This is a genomic window from Nostoc sp., from assembly GCF_036917935.1.
Classification (GTDB): Bacteria; Cyanobacteriota; Cyanobacteriia; order Cyanobacteriales; family Nostocaceae; genus Nostoc.
The window spans coordinates 1-18,143 of the sequence record NZ_JBALEL010000042.1 but is presented as its reverse complement, the minus strand read 5'-3'; the positions used below and the strand labels follow the sequence as shown (position 1 = coordinate 18,143).

The window sequence follows — 18,143 nt, the reverse complement described above, 5'->3', positions numbered from 1 at the left end:
TTAACAAAAACTGGTGTAATTTTTGCCAAGAAACGCTACTATAGGGAGTGCTTAACCAGGGACACTCTGCTGCAATCTATGTCCAAAGCTACTGTAATTGGATTGGGAAAGTCCGGTATTGCTGCGGCGAGATTGTTGAAACGGGAAGGTTGGGAGGTAGAGCTGAGCGATCGCAATACCTCCGAAACCCTCCTAGAACAACAACAAGAACTCGCTGCCGAGCAAATAACCGTTAAACTCGGCCAATCCCTAGAATTGAATGGTGCTAATCTACCGCAATTAATAGTCGTTAGTCCTGGCGTGCCTTGGGATATGCCCGTATTAGTTGAGGCACGCCAACTAGGTATTGAAACCATTGGCGAAATGGAACTTGCTTGGCGAAATTTACAATCGTTACCTTGGGTAGGAATTACCGGCACTAATGGCAAAACTACCACCACAGCTTTAATTGCTGCCATTTTCCAAGCAGCAGAATTAAATGCACCCGCCTGCGGTAATATTGGCTACGCAGCTTGTGAAGTTGCCTTATCTTGGAGGGGGAGACGAGTAGGGGGAGACAAGGGAGACAAGGGAGACAAGGGAGAAAATTTTACTTCCTCATCCTCTTCACTCGATTGGGTGATTGCCGAACTTAGCAGCTATCAAATAGAATCCTCTGTCTCTCTTGCTCCCCGGATTGGTGTTTGGACGACTTTCACGCCGGATCATCTTAGTCGCCATCAGACTTTAGAGAACTATTACAACATTAAAGCCAAGTTATTAAGTCAGTCCGAGTTGCAAGTGTTCAATGGCGATGATGCCTACTTGAGCCAGTTAGGTTTAAGTGCTTGGCCTGATGCCTATTGGACAAGTGTGAGAGGAAAAGATTTTCTGATTAGCGAAAAAGGCTTTTATATCGAAGACGGCTGGGTTGTGGAAAAATTGACTGCAACCTCGGCACCAGAACCGATTGTGAAAGTATCTAGTTTGCGAATGGTGGGAGAACATAACCAGCAAAATCTTTTGATGGCAGTAGCAACAGCAAGATTAGCGGGAATTAATCGTGATGCGATCGCGCGTGCAATTCGGGAATTTCCTGGTGTTGCCCATCGTTTGGAACATATCTGCACATGGGAAGGGATTGATTTCATTAACGACAGCAAAGCTACTAACTATGATGCTGCTGAAGTTGGTTTAGCATCCGTTAACAGTCCAGCCATTTTAATTGCTGGTGGAGAAGTCAAAGCAGGTGATGATACTGGCTGGCTAGCACAAATTCAAACCAAAACTGCTGCTGTGTTATTGATTGGTTCTGCTGCACCTGCATTTGCCAAACGTCTGCAAGAGGTGGGGTATCATAACTACCATATTGTGGAAACTATGGAAAGGGCAGTTCCCAAGTCGGCAGAATTAGCCAAGCAGTATCAAGCGCCTGTGGTGTTGCTATCCCCGGCTTGTGCGAGTTTCGACCAGTACCCGAATTTTGAGGTGCGGGGCGATCGTTTCCGTCATCTGTGCCTTGCTTGGGCGGGAGGTTGGAAACCCGCCAGAGTAGAGCTTCCAGAACTTGAAAACTCTAGTCAAGAATCCATAGTTCAAAGTCGATAAAGTTCGTAGTAAGGACTTTAGTCCTTGTTTTCTAAGTACTAAACTCCTTACTACAAACTCTCAAAATTAACTTGACAAAACACTAAAAGGATTATTTAAACCTCGTCTACCTTGAGAACCGTAGTTTTGTAGGTTGGGTGCAGCGATAGCGTAACCCAACATAAATAAGCTGGTAATGTTGGGTTGCGTTTCACTCCACCCAACCTACATAAATATATCTTTTAAAAAACTCTAAGTTTCAACATAGATGAGGTTTAGTACTAATTTAGTAGTTTTAAATTATTATATTTTGCTGTAGTTTGCAACTTCAACCTCATGAGCGATGCTTGTAGGTTTAGGAATAGGTAAACCATCTTCTAGCATTCCTTCTAGATGAAATTCAATAGCTTCTGCAATCATCTGCTTGACTTCATCTATTGTTTCACCCACAGCTACACAACCTGGTAAATGAGGCACATAAGCGCCGTAGCTAGTTGCTCCCTTTTCAATCACAACTGTATAACGCATCAGTCTTCCTCCAATTGAACTTGTCTCCAGATATTTTTCAGAGTACCAATTGGCACATCCACATTTGGCTAACCAGCCACTGTTACAGTACCAGGTTTATCAGGATGTTTGAACTGTCGATGACTACCTTTAGTTCTAGCAAGATACCAACCATCAGCTTCTAGTCGTTTGATAACTTCGCGTACTTTCATGCTACTACTTATCTGCACAGTTAAAATTTCTGTTACAGATAGAGGGCCTTATTAAAAAAGCAAAGTAAACGTAATTCTATCCGTCATTTTGTCGTGCTTTTCAGCATTACTATCCAACATATCAATCAACCAATGGGGCGATTTCCGGGATTGACTGCATGAATATATTCACTACCCGATCGCGGCCTTCCTCGTTTATAATAAGCTTCCTCTGGTTTACCCCATCCTAGCTGCAAAATCATTTCCAAAAAGCTAGAATTTTCCCACTTGCACAAACTTGCCCACTCTGTTCTTTGAACAATTCTTTCTACATCAAATGTGATAATTTGTTGGTGTTGTTTACTATTATTAAAACTCAAGTATAAGTCCATCCCCATCGTGACTTCATGCCAAAATTCTACGATGGAATTTTTAGCAGCTTTTAATATCTCTAAGTCACCATTGAGGGCAATTAACTCAGTATCTATTTCGGGATAGTGCAAGTTTTTCCCTTTAACTGTCACTTCCCGCCAGATAATACCGGAAACTCGATTTTCTCTCTGATAGTCGTGAATTGCAGTTTTGAAATCTTGATAGGCAGTGAACTGTTGCAGACCATCACTGCTGATAAACTGGTCAATTACAGGATTGCCAGAGGCTGTTATTTCTAATTTTAGGCGTTTTCCTTTGAGGCAAGCTTGGCGTTCGGCTGCCAAAATTTGAATTAGCTCTTGGGTGGTGTAAACCTTTGACATTAGAATACACTCTATTTAGTCATTGGTCATTGGTCATTGGTCATTAGTCAGTTGTTACGGACTTATAGACTAGAGATTAACTTAGTAATCTGTTAACACAGATATTTCAATATTATGCTTTGACATTGGCGGCAATGTAGTAACAGATATCACTAAAAATTAGGGCAGACCAATTTGGTCTACCCTATAAGTTACTTAGCTAACTCACTACTAAACTCATTAAAGGCTCGCCGCTTTAGCTGTGCTGTTTCCGTGCGTGGTAACAATTCAAAGATTTTGCGAAATTGATCGTCTATCTCTTCAAAAGCTACTTGACCCTTTTTATTCAAAACTACCTCACCTGATTTATTAAACACCACGACTTGAGGAACACCTCCAGAATAGTAATATCCTACTTCTGTAGGGTCGTAGGTCTGTTTAGGCGGGATAGTATCGACATTAATCGGGATAATTTCTGCTACCCTGCCATAGAATTCCTGTACCCGTGAAATGGAAATAGCATATCTTTTGGACTCGCTGCTGTCATCTACGTAAAAGGCCAAAAATACGGGTTTATGTTCCGCTAAAGATTGTGCCAGTGTCTGTCTGGGAGGAACCAATGAACCATTGCCAGCATAAACGACAAAGATGTTGCCATCATATAAATCATTATTAAGACCAGCAGATGCAGGTTGCATACTTATAATGAAAAGACTTGCAAGCAAGAACAGGCATTTGGACAACCACCTTCGCCAGCCAGTAATTTGTTTATGTAAAAAAAGAAACTTTGTGCTATTCATCAAAAGGAACCTTGCAAGCTACTACTTGTTGTGAGTTTGTGCTGAATTCGGCCAACTGGGCTGGATATGTAATTACGCCCACGCACTATTTTTTAAGATAACGCTTACTGAGATTATCTCTCGCAAGTGGCTGGTATCGCTACGCGCAAGTCAAAACAAAGGCGAAGTAGTGCAACAATCCAAAATCTAAAATTCAAAATTGCTATGGCTGGCTTTTTCAGTCAGGATTCGCTAAACTCACAAGATTAAATTTGCACTTTTAATTAGCAACCGCCAGAAGACTAGGGTACAGATGTGGGAAACAAAATACAATTCATAGATAGGCTGCGATTGGGTTTCGCGGTGTCAGTGGCAAAAAGTGTAACGTTTATTGTACAATTTTTGCGTCTAGGTGCTGCTAGTGTATTACCAGGCGCGATCGCTCGTCGCATTCAACCCCGACTTTTAGAATTATTGAGTCAGCAAGTTAAAAATGGGGTGATTTTAATTGCTGGTACTAACGGCAAAACCACTACAGCGCTGCTTTTATGCACGATACTAGAAGGCAAGGGTTTTCGCATCACTCATAATTCTACAGGTGCAAATCTGGAAAATGGCTTGATAAGTGCGTTATTGGAAAGCACCAACTTACTAGGTACACTAAATGCTGATTACGCCATTTTGGAAGTTGATGAAAATATTGTACCAAGAGTATTAGCGCCACTCCAGCCGCGAATCATTCTCTGTTTAAACTTGTTCCGCGACCAACTCGATAGGTACGGCGAAGTAGACACAATTAGTAAGCGTTGGACAAAAGTTATTTCTACCCTACCAGCAGAAACGGTGGTAATTCCCAATGCTGATGACCCAACTTTATCTAACCTCGGTCAGCAGTTACCGCAACGGGTGTTATTCTTTGGCTTGAATGAACCAGAACATTATCTAGAAGCTATTCCTCACGCTGTCGATTCTATTTATTGTCCCAGATGTGGGCATTCCCTAGATTACAAGGGTGTTTATTTGTCTCATTTGGGAGATTTTACGTGTCCCAAGTGTGGTTTTACTAAAAGTAAACCGACTCTGGAAAGTAATGAATGGTCGCAAATTCTGGTTGGTTTGTACAACAAATACAATACTTTAGCTGCTGCTACTGCGGCTATTGAGTTAGGAGTTGATCAAGCAACAATCAGAGATACTATTAACAATTTTCAAGCTGCCTTTGGTCGGGCTGAAGATTTAGTAATTAACGGTAAACGGGTGCGGATATTGTTATCAAAAAACCCTGTGGGAACGAATGAAACCATTCGCGTAGTTACTCAAAGCACAGATAAAACCACACTGCTGGTATTGAACGATCGCACGCCCGATGGCACTGATGTATCCTGGATTTGGGACGTGGATACGGAGAAATTAGTCGAACGCGGCGGGACTTTGGTAGTGAGTGGCGATCGCGTCTATGATATGGCACTACGTCTACGTTACAGCCAAAAGTCCCCTGAGAGTAACTTAAATTTAATAGTCGAAGAAGATTTGCGACAAGCGATCGCTACTGCATTAGAGCATACACCAGAGAATGAAACTTTGCATATTCTACCTACCTACTCAGCAATGCTAGAAGTGCGAGAAGTTCTGACTGGTCGAAAAATTCTTTAAATTTGTCATTGGTCATTTGTCATTTGTAATAGTCCCATTCCCCATTCCCTAAATTTATGAGTTATCAAAATTTGGAATTAACAATTGGTTGGTTGTACCCGACGCTGATGAGTACTTATGGCGATCGCGGTAATGTAATTACTATAGAACGTCGCGCCGAGTGGCGGGGATACGATGTTAAAGTGTTACCCCTGGATCAAAATGCCACAGCCGCAGATATTAAAACTGTAGATGTCATAGTCGGTGGTGGCGCACAAGATCGCCAGCAAGAGATTGTCATGCGTGATTTGCAAGGTGCGAAAGCTGACGCGATGCGCGAGAAAATCGAAAATGGCACACCGGGAGTATTTACTTGTGGTTCCCCCCAATTACTGGGACATTATTATGAACCAGGCTTAGGACAACGGATTGAAGGTTTAGGAATACTCGATTTAGTTTCCGTGCATCCTGGTGAAAATACTAAGCGCTGTATTGGTAACTTGGTAATTGAAGTTACAGCTTCTCGTTTAGCGCGAGATTTAAAAGAGATGACGGGTAGCACACCATATTTGGTAGGCTTTGAAAATCACGGCGGACGCACCAAGTTAGGGAAAGTGGAAGCATTGGGGCGAGTGGTGTACGGTTTGGGAAATAATGGTGAAGATGGGACAGAAGGAGCATTTTATCAGAATGCGATCGCTACTTATTCCCACGGGCCATTGTTACCGAAAAATCCTTTTGTCGCCGATTGGTTAATTCAAACAGCATTGCGGCTAAAGTATCAGCAGGAAATTACCTTGCAACCTTTAGATGATAATCTTGCTGTCCAAGCGCGGGAAGCGATGTTTAAGCGGTTGAAAGTGAGTTTACCAAATGCTGCGGCGGCGAAAGTTTAAATTTTCGTGTTTTTCTCCTTCCCTGACTCTCACAGGGAACACAATTCCCCGGTTTCATCTGGAAAGGGGTGACAAACGCCCCAAACTCATATCTGAGTTCATGTTTCCTCGTTAACAACCACTAACCCCACACAGCTAATTGCTACAGAACAATCCAAAACAAACTGCATTAAAATCTTCGCCCCTCTTCAACCATTTCGCGGATTGAGGTTTTATCTAAAGCTACTTCTCGCCGCAGTTGTTGCATTTTGGCAATTGCTTCTTGAATCGATTTTTTTGTCGTCGGCTTTCCCCAAGCGTTATATTGCAGTACGGTGTCATCGCATGGTGCAAGGTCTGTTTGATCTAACGGCTGCACAACTACCACTACTTCTACAGATGTATCTTTAAAATCAGTGGGTGTCTGAATGTACAATATCCCATCTGTCCCAATATACGTTCGCCCTTGGCGTTGGCAAAGCCATCGCAATTTTTTCGTTTCCATTTTTACCTCCAGGAAATTAGAGAATTTTTTGTTTCCTGGCTTTTACAGGGAACGTAATTCAGGAGACTCTGCCTCTCATTTTAAATTAACAAAGGGCAAAGTATGACTCAAGCCTTAACCAAACAAGTAACATTTGATAAATTTATCGCTTGGTATCCAGAAAACTCACAACGACGCTATGAACTGCATAATGGAGTAATTGTTGAAATGGCTCCTCCCACAGGTGAACATGAACAAATTGTTGGATTTTTAGTTGGGGAAATAGTTACAGAATACAAGCGTTTAAAACTACCTTATTTCATCCCCAAAACAGCATTCGTTAAACCGACTCAGAGCGAAGCAGCTTACTCACCAGATGTACTGTTGTTGAATAACTCTAATTTAGTAAATGAACCTCTGTGGAAAAAAGAATCTACTGTAAGCCAAGCGGCATCAATTCCTTTAGTAATTGAGGTAGTAAGTACTAACTGGCGAGACGACTATTTTACCAAAGCAGGTAAATATGAAGAGGTCGGAATACCTGAATATTGGATTGTAGACTATCTAGGTTTAGGTGGTAGGCGCTTTATTGGCAATCCTAAACAACCAACTATCTCGATTTACCAACTAATTGAAGGTGAGTATCAAGTTAGGCAATTTCGGGGAGATGATCGCATTCAGTCGCTAGCGTTCCCAGAGTTTAATTTAACTGCTGAACAGATTTTTCAAGCTGGAGAAGTCGCGTAAAAAACGGCTAAAGATGTAAAAGAGTCAATACAACCCATTAATGAGTGACAAACACTCGTGCGCGAGTCTGAAATACTAGACCTCTTGCAAAAGTCCCCTAACACCCCACCTCCAACCCCTCCTCGCTTGCGGGGAGGGGAGACTTTGACGTAAGTCAAAGGCGGGGTGGGGTTCTTTTTTTGATTTATGCAAGAAGTCTACTCATCCACAAAGCTCAAATACTCATTCATAAGTTCCAAGTGTTCGTGAGTTAGTCTCAAAGACTCGTCCCTGAGTATTTGAGATTTATCGACGAATTACAAAGACTCGTGAACCGGCAAAATATCCTCGTGAATCGGCAAAATATCCTCGTGAACCGGCAAAATATCCTCGTGAACCGGCAAAATATCCTCGTGAACCGACAAAATATCCTCGTGAACCGGCAAAATATCCTCGTGAATCGGCAAAATATCCTCGTGAACCGACAAAATATCCTCGTGAACCGACAAAATATCCTCATGAACCGGCAAAATATCCTCGTGAACCGACAAAATATCCTCATGAACCGACAAAATATCCTCGTTCACGAGTATCAAAGATTCATTAACGGAGTTCATAGATCCATTCACGAGTATCAAAGACTCATCAACGGAGTTCGTAGCTCCATTTACGAGTATCAAGGACTTGTTTACAAGCCAATCTGAACCATTATTAATGATAAATTATTTTGAGATTGCGTAAAAATTATTAGCGATCGCGTAGTGTTACACAGGATAGTAGATTGCTTTGATCTCTTGCAGCATTGTCAATTAGCACCCGCGATCGCCTGAAACTCGAACTTCTAGGAACCAATAGCCAAAGCCACTCAAGTAAACTAAAACCTAAGTCTGGAAAGAATTTAGTCCTCTTAAGAAGAGTTTCGCTATCAGCCATAAGTTTCTAACCTGTGGCGGTTGTTGAGATTAGTGCAAAATATTAGTAGTTGCAAGATTGTCCAGCCAAGCAGGGGCATTAAATATAATTTTAGTTGACAGGTGAACCTCAGTATGGAATATACACCTCAACGTTTCCTTGAAAAAATCCGAAAAGCAAAAGAGAAAAAGCTTAAAGAATTAGATTTAAGCAATTATTGGCGTACTGATAACAAAGAAAAATTAATAGAGATTCCTGCTGAGGTGTTTGAACTGGAATGCTTGGAGGTTTTAAATTTAAGCAGTAACAAATTAACGACACTGCCAGAAGCCATCACCCGCCTGCAACACCTCACTACCCTAAGTTTAAGCGATAACCAATTAACTAGGATTCCAGAAGTCATCACCCGCCTACCACAACTCACCACCCTGGATTTAAGCTACAACCAAATAACGACGCTGGCAGAAACCATCACCCGTCTGCAACACCTCACCACCCTGGATTTAAGCTACAACCAAATAACGACGCTGGCAGAAACCATCACCCGTCTGCAACACCTCACCTCCCTAGATTTAAGCGGTAACAAATTAACGACGCTGCCAGAAGCCATCACCCGCCTGCAACACCTCACTACCCTAAGTTTAAGGCGCAACAAATTAACGACACTGCCAGAAGCCATCACCCGCCTGCAACAACTCACCACCCTGAATTTAAGCTACAACCAATTAACGACTCTGCCAGAAACCATCACCCGCCTGCAACAACTCACCACCCTGAATTTAAGCTACAACCAATTAACGACTCTGCCAGAAATCATCACCCGTCTGCAACAACTCACCAGCCTGGATTTAAGCGTTAACAAATTAACTACGCTGCCAGAAGCTATTACCCGTCTGCAACAACTCACCAGCCTGGATTTAAGCGTTAACAAATTAGCCACGCTGCCAGAAGCTATTACCCGTCTGCAATTCCTTACGACTCTATATTTAGGCTATAACCAATTAACCGCGCTGCCAGAAGCTATTACCCGTCTGCAACAACTCACCTCCCTGTATTTAAGCGACAACCGATTAACGACGCTGCCAGAAGCCATTACCCGCCTACAAAACCTCACCGATTTGAATTTAAGCCTCAACCAATTAACGATGCTGCCAGAAGCCATCACCCGCCTGCCACAACTCACCACTTTGTATTTATACGACAACCCCATTGAACAGCCACCGCCAGAAATTGTTGTACAAGGTATTCAGGCGATTAAGGATTATTTCCGACAACTGAAAATGGAAGGCCCAGATTATCTCTACGAAGCAAAGTTACTAATAGTCGGCGAAGCAGGAGCAGGGAAAACAACACAGGCGAAGAAGATTGAAGACCAAAATTATCAACTCCGAGAGGAAGACTCTACGAAGGGAATTGAGATTATCCAGTGGCGTTTCCCAATGGAAAATGGGCGAGAGTTTCGAGTCAATATCTGGGACTTTGGGGGGCAAGAGATTTACCATGCTACTCACCAGTTTTTCCTCACCAAGCGTTCCCTTTACGTTTTAGTGGCAGATAGCCGCAAGGAAGACACGGATTTTTATTACTGGTTGAATGTAGTAGAACTGTTGAGCGATAACAGTCCCCTGCTAATCATCAAAAATGAGAGGCAAAACCGCCACCGGGAAATTAATGAACGTGAGTTACGGGGGCAGTTTACTAATTTGAAGGAGACTTTACCAACAAACCTTGCTGACAACAGAGGTTTAGAACAAGTTTTAGAAAAAATCAAGCATTACATTAAAAACCTACCCCATATTGGCAGTCCGCTCCCAAAAACCTGGGTTAGAGTCCGGGAAGCTTTGGAGAGTGACGCACGCGATTACATCAACTTGGATGAATATCTGAACATCTGCCAACAAAATGGGTTCACCCAAAGAAATGACAAGTTGCAGTTAAGCGGCTATCTGCACGATTTGGGAGTATGCTTGCACTTCCAGCAAGACCCGCTTTTGAACAAGACCGTCATCCTCAAACCCAAGTGGTTAACTGATGCAGTCTACAAGGTGCTGGATAATGAAAAGGTAATTCGCAACCTGGGCAGTTTCACCCGGTCTGATTTGGCAAACATCTGGTGTGAAGACGAATACAGCACGATGCATGATGAACTCTTGCGCCTGATGATCAACTTCAAGCTGTGCTACGAAATTCCTAGAAGCAAAGGAAAGTATATTGCCCCACAACTGCTATCTGCTAATCAACCCTCATATAACTGGGATGAAACCAACAACCTGATTCTGCGTTACACTTACGAGTTCATGCCCAAAGGCATCATCACCCAATTCATCGTCGCCATGCATGAGTTGATGAATGAACAACAATGTGTCTGGAAAAGCGGCGTTGTTCTCAGCAAAGACCAGACGAAGGCAGAGGTGATTGAATATTACGGCAAACGGGAGATTAAGATTCGAGTCTCAGGTCGTCACAAAAGGGATTTGATGACTATAGTTACACATGAACTTGATAAAATTCATGACTCGTACAAGCTACTGAAGTACAACAAGTTAATCCCCTGTAATTGCGACACTTGCAAAGATAGCCAAGAGCCACACTTTTACCCCTTTGAGATATTGCGACAGTTTGTAGCTGATAAGCAAGAACACATTCAATGTCAAAAAAGCTATCAAATGGTTGATGTATTAGGCTTAATTGATGATGTGATGGACAGAAGGGAGTTACTGAAAGCAGAACAGCAGAAGAGTGGCGATTTTCTGCCTAATACCTTTGAGAGAAGAAGGGAAAATGTCGTTGTAACAATTAATAATGTAATTCAGTCATCAAAGCAAGAAAATAATTTTATGACGGAACCATCTAAACAGGAAGATAATTCTAAACCAGAAGTGCAGGTTACGCTTTCCTGGGCTTATCGAAATGGAATGTTTTATTTACTCGTATTCGCAATAGTCTTTAATACAGTTGGGATATTTGCAGGTATCTTACCAATTTATTCCCTAGCCCTAGTCATTATTGGTACTGTTTTATTTATAGTCATAATCGGAGTCTTACAACTGCGTGGAGATGATCGCCTTTCTGAGAAATCTTTTGTAGATTTGATAAAAATGGTACTGGAGCAATTGCCTTTAATTGGCAATATTATTAAGCAGTTTCAAAGCAATAAATAAGAGTATAGAAAAAACCTATTTGAATTGTGAAAATTGCAAAACTTCTTGCCAAGAGCCAGGGCAAATGGAATTCGCGGCTACACAAACAAAGTCCGCCTCCGCGGACTAAGGAAAAATTGAGAGATTGAAACCCACGGAGGTGGGTTTTGCCTGTGTAGACGCGGTTTCTAACCGCCCCTTTTACTGTTATTCACCTTTTTCCTGAAGGAGCGATCGCCAATCTTCAATCGCCTTTTCCGTCCACAGCCAATTTTTAGCTAATTTATCTACCTGGAAATTTTCTCGATCAGACTTGAGAACGGTTTGCCGCAACTTGATCGCTTCATTCAAATACTGTGTTTGCTTGCCACTAGATTGACTAAGTGCAGATTTATACAATCCCAGAGCTAAACCAGCATAAGAAGTTAAAGCATCTTGAGGCACTCCTGTATTTCTGGATGTTGAATTTGTGTTCTGTTCTTTGAGAGCTAAATTCAAAGCCTTGAACCAAGAATCATTGGCGCGATTCAGATTACCCTCTGTGTAGTAGGCAAATCCCAAAGCATTATTATACAAAAGCGATTCGGGTTTAGCTTTGGCAGCAGTTTCCCAGTAACGGCGGGCATCATCGACGCTATAGTTATTGTCTCCAGTTTGGATAGACTGCCACGCCAATCGTCCCTTGTAAAAGTTCACAGATGGATCGTCAGCTTGTTTACTAGGAATTAGTTTTAAGGAAGTTTCAGCCGCAGCCAGTGCGCCCCGATTCAGTAGTTCTTCTACAGCCAATAACCCACCTTGCAAATCACCCTGACTCAATTTTTCCGTAGCAGTAGCGGTGACAATTCCAGTCGCTTCTATTCCTAAATCGATGTTCGGCTGCTTTTGAATTGGTCGAGAATCAGGTAGAGACTGGGTGGGAATTGCTGGTATTTTAGGCATTGCTTGGGGGCGATTTTGCCACCACCAATTGAAACCGATCGCAGCGGCGATCGCACTGATCCCCACAACACCCACAATCGGCCACAGCTGGCGGCGACGGGTACGAGGTCTTGCTGGGGCTGGTTGCGGCAAAAAATTAGAATTTTGCCAATTCCCTTCAAGGTTCCCAGGAGTTGCAGGTGGCGGTGGCGGAACTTCTCCCCACAAATCTGCTTCCTCTTCTGGGGAAGTCATTTCTTCTGAAACCTGGCTTTGGTGAAGACTATTTTCGTGAATTTGTTGATCCGGTTCAGTTGCAGCTTTTTGGTTATCTAGCTGACGAAACAAATCCGAAACTATCGCCGAATCTTCTTCATAGCTTGGGTCATCATATTCAATTTCATCAACCAGATCGCCCCAAGTATCCTCACCCAGCCAGTCCAACCCAGAAGAGTCACGCGTCAAACCAGAAGGAATCATATCTTCCATTCCTAAAGGCATCTCGCTATCATCAGCCATCGCAGAGTACATCGTAGAAGTTGTCCCTAAAGACGAACTATACTGATTCAGCGACTCGACACTTGCGGATGCCTCAGTTTCCTGACTCAGAAAACCGTCAAATTCTGGCTGAAGATATAAAATCGGTAATGCCCAGTACATCTGGTGAGAACCATAAGCAGAAATTAATCCTTGGCGCACCCGACTTACACACAAATCTACTGGATATCCCTGACTCAAGTTGCGGTAAAACAATTGTGTGAGCGTCAACGCCACTTCATCAGGAATCCGTTCTGACATCGCCAAAACGCTTCTAATTCCGCGCTTCACCAGACTTTCTGCTAGGTTTCGTTCGCCAGTATCTCCAGAGGGATTGGACGCTGCTGTGTATGCGCCCAAGCAGGAATTAAACACTGCCATCAGGATATTATTGTTGACGAGCAAACCTGCCAAATCGTCCCCAGTCAAGATTTCCGTTAAGCCAGTTCTGCGACCAACAAGATAAATTTCTCCGCCATTGGTGCCTAAGTTACTATGACCAGAGTAGTGTAGAACGTTGTATCTGCCTTGTTCTAGGGCTTGCGTCAGTTCTTCCCGTCCTGGTTGGTCTAATACAGTCAGTTCAATTTCTGGAAACCGATTTCTACCTTCAGCAAGTCGTGATGTTTGACGGTGAAGTTCCGCCTGTAATTTAATCGCTTCCTGTTTCTGTAAGTCAAGACGGACTTGATCTGAGGGAGAAGCAATTACCATCAATACTTTCACACCACCTTGTTCTAGTGGTGTGGGCATATTTTGCGTAGGCGTAGCCCCCCGCAGGGATCGCAAAGGAGAAGCCCCCGAAATTCCACTTTGGAAGCGAGAAAAAGCCACATAAGGCCCAGTAGCCAGAGGGCGATCGCCTGCGTGCATCACTTCCCAAGGCAAACGAACTAACCTCGTGTCTTTTAGCCCCAAGCGTAAGCGTAGTACTTGTTGGTGGTTCTGGGCAATACCTTGGGCAGTAATCCAACTATCTCTGAGAGTGCCTTGAAATAGGGCGTTATAAAATTGTTGACCCAACGCCACCAAATTCACAGAGTTTCTGGCGATATCGCTTTCATGCCCGCCAGAGGTAAATGGATCTCCTTGCAATACCGACTTCAACGGGTCATTCATCAAATGCCCAGCAGCCATCAACCAATCAGCTATAGGCCAAGTCACCAATTCTTCTGCCAATGGTACCCCAGGCGCGACTTGTTCCGTCCGCACCAAGTAGTCATTTTGCCCTACTGGGGTTACGGAAATATGGAATTCCTGGGTCACAACTTCTCCTGTCCGCCTCCTAAATCTGGTTTGAAACGCGAAAGTTTCAAGTCGATTTTTCGCTTCCTCTGATAATTTAGATGCATCACGCCCCTGAATGTTTCTGATTCGGTGCTGTTTTGGTTTTTCCTGCCTTTACAACTTTATCCGGATCGGATTACTTGGGTCTAGAACACTTAATTGGTAGATGCACCTTGATCTTCAACTCCCCTAGTTGGCTAACACCCACTGGGGGTTTTTTTATTTTGGCAAACAACAGCAATTTCTGACGCAGATATTCTCTACCAGAAAATAGTCCTTAATCCTAGAATACTTGATTAATAGATGGATGTCCCTTGATCTTTAACTCCCCTAATTCACTTAATATCCACTTTTGTTTTTTTGACACACGACAACAATCAATTTTCTAATAAATTTATCCGGAGCATGGTGGTTAAACCTAGAACATTTAAGTGGTAGATGCACCCTGATAACTAGCTCCCCTCGTTGGCTAACGCCCACAGGGGGTTTTTTTATGAAGTATTGAGTGCTATTGATTAACCCTGACACACCCATTTTGTCAGGTAGCGCACCGTTCATTTAATTGCTAGGTCTGTCCTGATAACTAACCCCTCTGAGGTTTTTCTTTGATCAACAAACAGTAACAACTTCAACCTCTGCTAATTTATCCGGTAGCGACCCATTTACTTTAGAAAAGATTATTGGTAGATGCACCCTGATAACTTACTCCCCTGGTTGGTTAACACCCACTGGGGGTTTTTTCTAGTTGCGTCACCGATAGCGATCGCGAGTGCGTCTCGTAGAGAAGTTCTAGCGAGTCTTTTCCTGTCGGAGAAACTACGCCTAGCTTGCTTTTCCGTAGAGGTACGAGCATCACAGCCCGTCATAAACATCGCCATCAACCCTGATTTAGTTGATTTTTCCCGGAAGATACTGGCTGCCCCTAGAAAAGATTATTGGTAGATGCACCCTTATAACTCACTCCCCTAGTAGATTAACATCGACTGGGGTTTTTTTATTTAAAAAAATAACTGACCCTGATAACTCACTCCCCTGATAGGTTAACACCCACTGGGGGTTTTTTCTAGTAGTTGCGTTACTAATAGCGATCGCGAGTGCGTCTGGTAGAGAAGTGCTAGCGAGTCTTTTCCTGTCGGAGAAACTACGCGTAGCTTGCTTCTCCGTAGGGGTACGAACGTCATAGCCCGTTGTAGACATCGCCATCATCCCTGATTTAGTTGATTTTTCCCGGAAGATACTGGCTGCCCCTAGAAAAGATTATTGGTAGATGCACCCTGATAACTAACTCCCCTAGTAGGTTAACACCGACTGGGGTTTTTTTTATTTAAAAAAATAACTGACCTTTGTACAAATTTATCCGGAGTATGGTGTTCAACCTGAGAACATTTAATTGGTAGATGCACCCTGATAACTAACTCCCCTGGTAGGCTAACGCTCACTGGGGGTTTTTTTTGGCGTAGACGCGTAGCGGTGAGCCACATAACTGGAGTGGATCACTTTGTTGCTACTGCTGGTAGACCTTGAGTATCCTCATGTTGCCAGCATAGAGGATAACTTGCTCACTCAATCCCTGAATCGCTTTCTTTTTATTGTGAGCTAGATATCCCACTCCAAAATGATTGCTATGATATTTAATCACATTCTTAATTTTTTTTATATATTTTGACGAGTTCCCTATTCCTTGTTCCCTTTTAACTTTCATTATTTGTCTGCCTCAGCAGACCCTACTTCTTACTCAGCACAGGCTAAACGCCTCGCTACCGCTAACAGCACTCCGGAAGCAATTGAAAACTGCTAGAAGTTCCAATTTTTTAGCTGGCTGGGATTAGACGGTATTTGTCTAGTAAACAAGCGGTCTAAAATTTCTGATTTTTGTTCGGAACTAAAGTTGTCATAAAAATTTTCAAGCTTCTCAACTACTCCAAAATTTCTGAAAGTCTCTAAATTAGAATCTGGTTTTTCAGTTAGAGGTTTTTGTCTATTCTGGGAATAAGTAAGCATTTCTACTGTCTGATTATTCTTTCGATACACAAGCTGCATCAATAAATCTATTGCTACAGTTGGCAAAACGCGGCAGGTAGTATTCACAAAAAAATCAAAAGTCATATTGCCTAGACGGATGCGATCGCCATCTTTGAGCTTGATTGGCCCAACAACGCGATCGCCATTCACAAACGAGCCATTGGTACTGTTGAAATCAATTAAGTAAAAGCCTTGATCGTCAATATGCTGAATAGCAGCGTGGCGACGAGACAGATGACTATCAGCAATACAAATACCACTGGTACGATTCCGACCTATCGTCCAGAGCTGCTGTGGCTGTCGTAAACTTTGAGTCTGATTGTCGCACAAGTTAGTCATCAAATAAACAGCAGCAGTATCTACTACACCATGTACGTAACATACCTTTACTCTCGTTAACGACGGTTGATATAGGTTTTCTAGCTGAAGAATTTCATCTAGAAGACTGCCGTGGTGTTCATACAACTTGAGGAATACCTGATATAAAGTTAATCGCCGTTCTATTTCCGTTTGTGCAAAGTCAGTCATTATACGTAAACCTTTTACTACCTGATTTCGGTTGTGAATATTCTATTTCAGCCTACAATCAGGGATAATTGATTTTTCACTTTCCGCTGTCATCTGAAAAATTTAGTGGCTTCAGAGCGTTCTTTTTTACAACTTTTAGGTGCAAGATTCCCTGTTATTTATAGTCATAAAAAGCATGAAAATATCTTGAAAAAATTATGAGGATGCTTTATTGTTTATTGTAAATAATCATTTGTTATTTGTAACAGATAAAACCTATAAAGATTTCATGAAGAATTAACAAATATCTGCGTATTTTTGCTCGATAACTGGATATTTCTTAACATTTTTGAGAGTGATCGCTATCGACCAACCTAAACATTGTATCTATTTAGCCAATTCTGAATAAGTAAGTCGGTGCTAAGTAGAGCGGCGTGAATAATTCAAGGTTTGTAGTAAGGACTTTAGTCCTAATTTGAGGGCTGTTCGCGAAGCGTTCCCGCAGAGGTAGCCCTTTCTACGAGACGCTACGCGTAGCTTGCTTCCCCAAAGGGGTACACTACGAACTCATCTCCAGATTTTTTACATTACTTAATCTACTTTGATTTATTCTCACCTACTTACTTAATATTTCCAGCTATGTTGAGAAATTTTAATCTAGGGTAGCCAGTGCGTTGCGGAGGTTCCCGACGCTCGATCGCCCTAGACGCTAGCTTCTCCCAGCGTCTAGTAGAGAAGGGAGATGATTCGCTAACGCTGTGCTATCCGTTGTAGTGTCGCACAGCCCAACGCACCGTCAACAATCCAAGGTGCGTTAGCCTACGGCATAACACACCCTACGGCTAATTTATATTTCTTTATATACATTGATTTTTTCAGCAAGCCTTACTTAAATCTGAGTTTTTATCGAGAATAATTAGGGCTGATTTTTCCAGATAGGAGAAAAGTTCAGCCTTGTGATTCTGATAAAATAAGTGTTTTAAAATTATTAATAAAAATGGATAGTTGAAAAAGTAGGGAGGCTATTTTACTAATCTAAAATAATTGGTTTCAATAAAAAGGATTCATCCGTCAAGATAATCTAGAATCTAATATAGGAATCCGGTTTTATTTCGGAAAACAATCCGTACACCTCTAATTTCCTTCTTTGCTGTTCTCTATTCCCTATCTCTACGAGTAATTTCAAAAATAAAATACTAGTCTTATATCCAAAATTCAGTTACCCAATCTAAGAGGTTGTTTGAAAAGTCCTCTTGTCGGTATCAAAACATTTTAGATCCCCCTAAATCCCCCGATAAATTGGGGGACTTTGAGAGAGGTTGC

General features: G+C 42.4%; 14 protein-coding genes. 5 read left to right on the top strand and 9 right to left on the bottom strand.

Annotation, left to right across the window (positions count from 1 at the left end; genetic code table 11):
* Window positions 1-78 precede the first annotated feature (78 nt).
* Window positions 79-1,587: a UDP-N-acetylmuramoyl-L-alanine--D-glutamate ligase gene (gene murD, locus V7K62_RS19050; RefSeq protein ID WP_334866693.1), complete on the top strand. Its 1,509-nt coding sequence runs from the start codon at window positions 79-81 to the stop codon at window positions 1,585-1,587.
* A 282-nt stretch (window positions 1,588-1,869) separates the two neighbouring features.
* Here the strand turns inward: murD and V7K62_RS19045 are convergent, their stop codons facing one another.
* The 4 genes from V7K62_RS19045 to V7K62_RS19030 all read right to left on the bottom strand — a co-directional run bounded on the left by V7K62_RS19045 (window position 1,870) and on the right by V7K62_RS19030 (window position 3,798).
* Window positions 1,870-2,094 (bottom strand): type II toxin-antitoxin system HicB family antitoxin, encoded by a 225-nt coding sequence (locus tag V7K62_RS19045; protein WP_334866691.1) that lies wholly within the window; start codon window positions 2,092-2,094, stop codon window positions 1,870-1,872.
* A 68-nt stretch (window positions 2,095-2,162) separates the two neighbouring features.
* Window positions 2,163-2,285 (bottom strand): type II toxin-antitoxin system HicA family toxin, encoded by a 123-nt coding sequence (locus V7K62_RS19040; protein WP_334866689.1) that lies wholly within the window; start codon window positions 2,283-2,285, stop codon window positions 2,163-2,165.
* A gap of 125 nt (window positions 2,286-2,410) precedes the next feature.
* Window positions 2,411-3,019 carry a hypothetical protein gene (locus V7K62_RS19035; protein WP_334866688.1) on the bottom strand — a complete coding sequence of 203 codons (609 nt, stop codon included), beginning with the start codon at window positions 3,017-3,019 and terminating at the stop codon, window positions 2,411-2,413.
* A 191-nt stretch (window positions 3,020-3,210) separates the two neighbouring features.
* Window positions 3,211-3,798, bottom strand: coding sequence for a thylakoid membrane photosystem I accumulation factor (locus V7K62_RS19030; protein ID WP_334866686.1), 588 nt, complete (start codon window positions 3,796-3,798; stop codon window positions 3,211-3,213).
* Window positions 3,799-4,092: 294 nt separating this feature from the next.
* Here V7K62_RS19030 and V7K62_RS19025 point away from each other — a divergent pair, with 294 nt between their 5' ends.
* Both V7K62_RS19025 and V7K62_RS19020 read left to right on the top strand, forming a co-directional pair.
* Complete coding sequence (locus tag V7K62_RS19025; RefSeq protein ID WP_334866684.1) at window positions 4,093-5,430, top strand: Mur ligase family protein; 1,338 nt, start codon at window positions 4,093-4,095, stop codon at window positions 5,428-5,430.
* Window positions 5,431-5,486: 56 nt separating this feature from the next.
* The gene (locus V7K62_RS19020; protein ID WP_334866682.1) at window positions 5,487-6,305 is read left to right on the top strand and encodes a type 1 glutamine amidotransferase; all 819 of its coding nucleotides are present in this window, start codon (window positions 5,487-5,489) and stop codon (window positions 6,303-6,305) included.
* Window positions 6,306-6,474: 169 nt separating this feature from the next.
* Here the strand turns inward: V7K62_RS19020 and V7K62_RS19015 are convergent, their stop codons facing one another.
* Complete coding sequence (locus V7K62_RS19015; RefSeq protein ID WP_334866681.1) at window positions 6,475-6,789, bottom strand: hypothetical protein; 315 nt, start codon at window positions 6,787-6,789, stop codon at window positions 6,475-6,477.
* A 102-nt stretch (window positions 6,790-6,891) separates the two neighbouring features.
* Here V7K62_RS19015 and V7K62_RS19010 point away from each other — a divergent pair, with 102 nt between their 5' ends.
* Window positions 6,892-7,515 (top strand): Uma2 family endonuclease, encoded by a 624-nt coding sequence (locus V7K62_RS19010; protein ID WP_334866679.1) that lies wholly within the window; start codon window positions 6,892-6,894, stop codon window positions 7,513-7,515.
* 296 nt (window positions 7,516-7,811) lie between these two features.
* On the opposite strand, the gene V7K62_RS19005 is transcribed toward V7K62_RS19010, so the two are convergent.
* Together V7K62_RS19005 and V7K62_RS19000 are read right to left on the bottom strand one after the other, a co-directional pair.
* Window positions 7,812-8,111 carry a hypothetical protein gene (locus V7K62_RS19005; protein WP_334866677.1) on the bottom strand — a complete coding sequence of 100 codons (300 nt, stop codon included), beginning with the start codon at window positions 8,109-8,111 and terminating at the stop codon, window positions 7,812-7,814.
* A gap of 130 nt (window positions 8,112-8,241) precedes the next feature.
* Window positions 8,242-8,427, bottom strand: coding sequence for a hypothetical protein (locus V7K62_RS19000; RefSeq protein WP_334866675.1), 186 nt, complete (start codon window positions 8,425-8,427; stop codon window positions 8,242-8,244).
* Window positions 8,428-8,540: 113 nt separating this feature from the next.
* Here V7K62_RS19000 and V7K62_RS18995 point away from each other — a divergent pair, with 113 nt between their 5' ends.
* Window positions 8,541-11,567 carry a COR domain-containing protein gene (locus V7K62_RS18995; protein ID WP_334866673.1) on the top strand — a complete coding sequence of 1,009 codons (3,027 nt, stop codon included), beginning with the start codon at window positions 8,541-8,543 and terminating at the stop codon, window positions 11,565-11,567.
* Window positions 11,568-11,753: 186 nt separating this feature from the next.
* Here V7K62_RS18995 and hetF read toward each other — a convergent pair whose 3' ends face one another.
* Window positions 11,754-14,270, bottom strand: a complete 2,517-nt coding sequence (gene hetF, locus V7K62_RS18990; protein ID WP_334866671.1) for a cell division protein HetF — start codon at window positions 14,268-14,270, stop codon at window positions 11,754-11,756.
* 1,815 nt (window positions 14,271-16,085) lie between these two features.
* The gene (locus tag V7K62_RS18985) at window positions 16,086-16,841 is read right to left on the bottom strand and encodes an FHA domain-containing protein (protein ID WP_334866669.1); all 756 of its coding nucleotides are present in this window, start codon (window positions 16,839-16,841) and stop codon (window positions 16,086-16,088) included.
* Window positions 16,842-18,143: the final 1,302 nt, after the last annotated feature.

What these genes read in the sequence shown, in the direction of transcription:
- V7K62_RS19005 (WP_334866677.1), bottom strand. Translation starts at nt 8,111, where the DNA reads ATGAACTCCGTTAATGAATCTTTGATACTCGTGAACGAGGATATTTTG.
- V7K62_RS19020 (WP_334866682.1), top strand. Translation starts at nt 5,487, where the DNA reads ATGAGTTATCAAAATTTGGAATTAACAATTGGTTGGTTGTACCCGACG.
- V7K62_RS19015 (WP_334866681.1), bottom strand. Translation starts at nt 6,789, where the DNA reads ATGGAAACGAAAAAATTGCGATGGCTTTGCCAACGCCAAGGGCGAACG.
- V7K62_RS19045 (WP_334866691.1), bottom strand. Translation starts at nt 2,094, where the DNA reads ATGCGTTATACAGTTGTGATTGAAAAGGGAGCAACTAGCTACGGCGCT.
- V7K62_RS19010 (WP_334866679.1), top strand. Translation starts at nt 6,892, where the DNA reads ATGACTCAAGCCTTAACCAAACAAGTAACATTTGATAAATTTATCGCT.
- V7K62_RS19030 (WP_334866686.1), bottom strand. Translation starts at nt 3,798, where the DNA reads ATGAATAGCACAAAGTTTCTTTTTTTACATAAACAAATTACTGGCTGG.
- V7K62_RS18995 (WP_334866673.1), top strand. Translation starts at nt 8,541, where the DNA reads ATGGAATATACACCTCAACGTTTCCTTGAAAAAATCCGAAAAGCAAAA.
- V7K62_RS18985 (WP_334866669.1), bottom strand. Translation starts at nt 16,841, where the DNA reads ATGACTGACTTTGCACAAACGGAAATAGAACGGCGATTAACTTTATAT.
- V7K62_RS19035 (WP_334866688.1), bottom strand. Translation starts at nt 3,019, where the DNA reads ATGTCAAAGGTTTACACCACCCAAGAGCTAATTCAAATTTTGGCAGCC.
- V7K62_RS19000 (WP_334866675.1), bottom strand. Translation starts at nt 8,427, where the DNA reads ATGGCTGATAGCGAAACTCTTCTTAAGAGGACTAAATTCTTTCCAGAC.
- V7K62_RS19040 (WP_334866689.1), bottom strand. Translation starts at nt 2,285, where the DNA reads ATGAAAGTACGCGAAGTTATCAAACGACTAGAAGCTGATGGTTGGTAT.
- murD (WP_334866693.1), top strand. Translation starts at nt 79, where the DNA reads ATGTCCAAAGCTACTGTAATTGGATTGGGAAAGTCCGGTATTGCTGCG.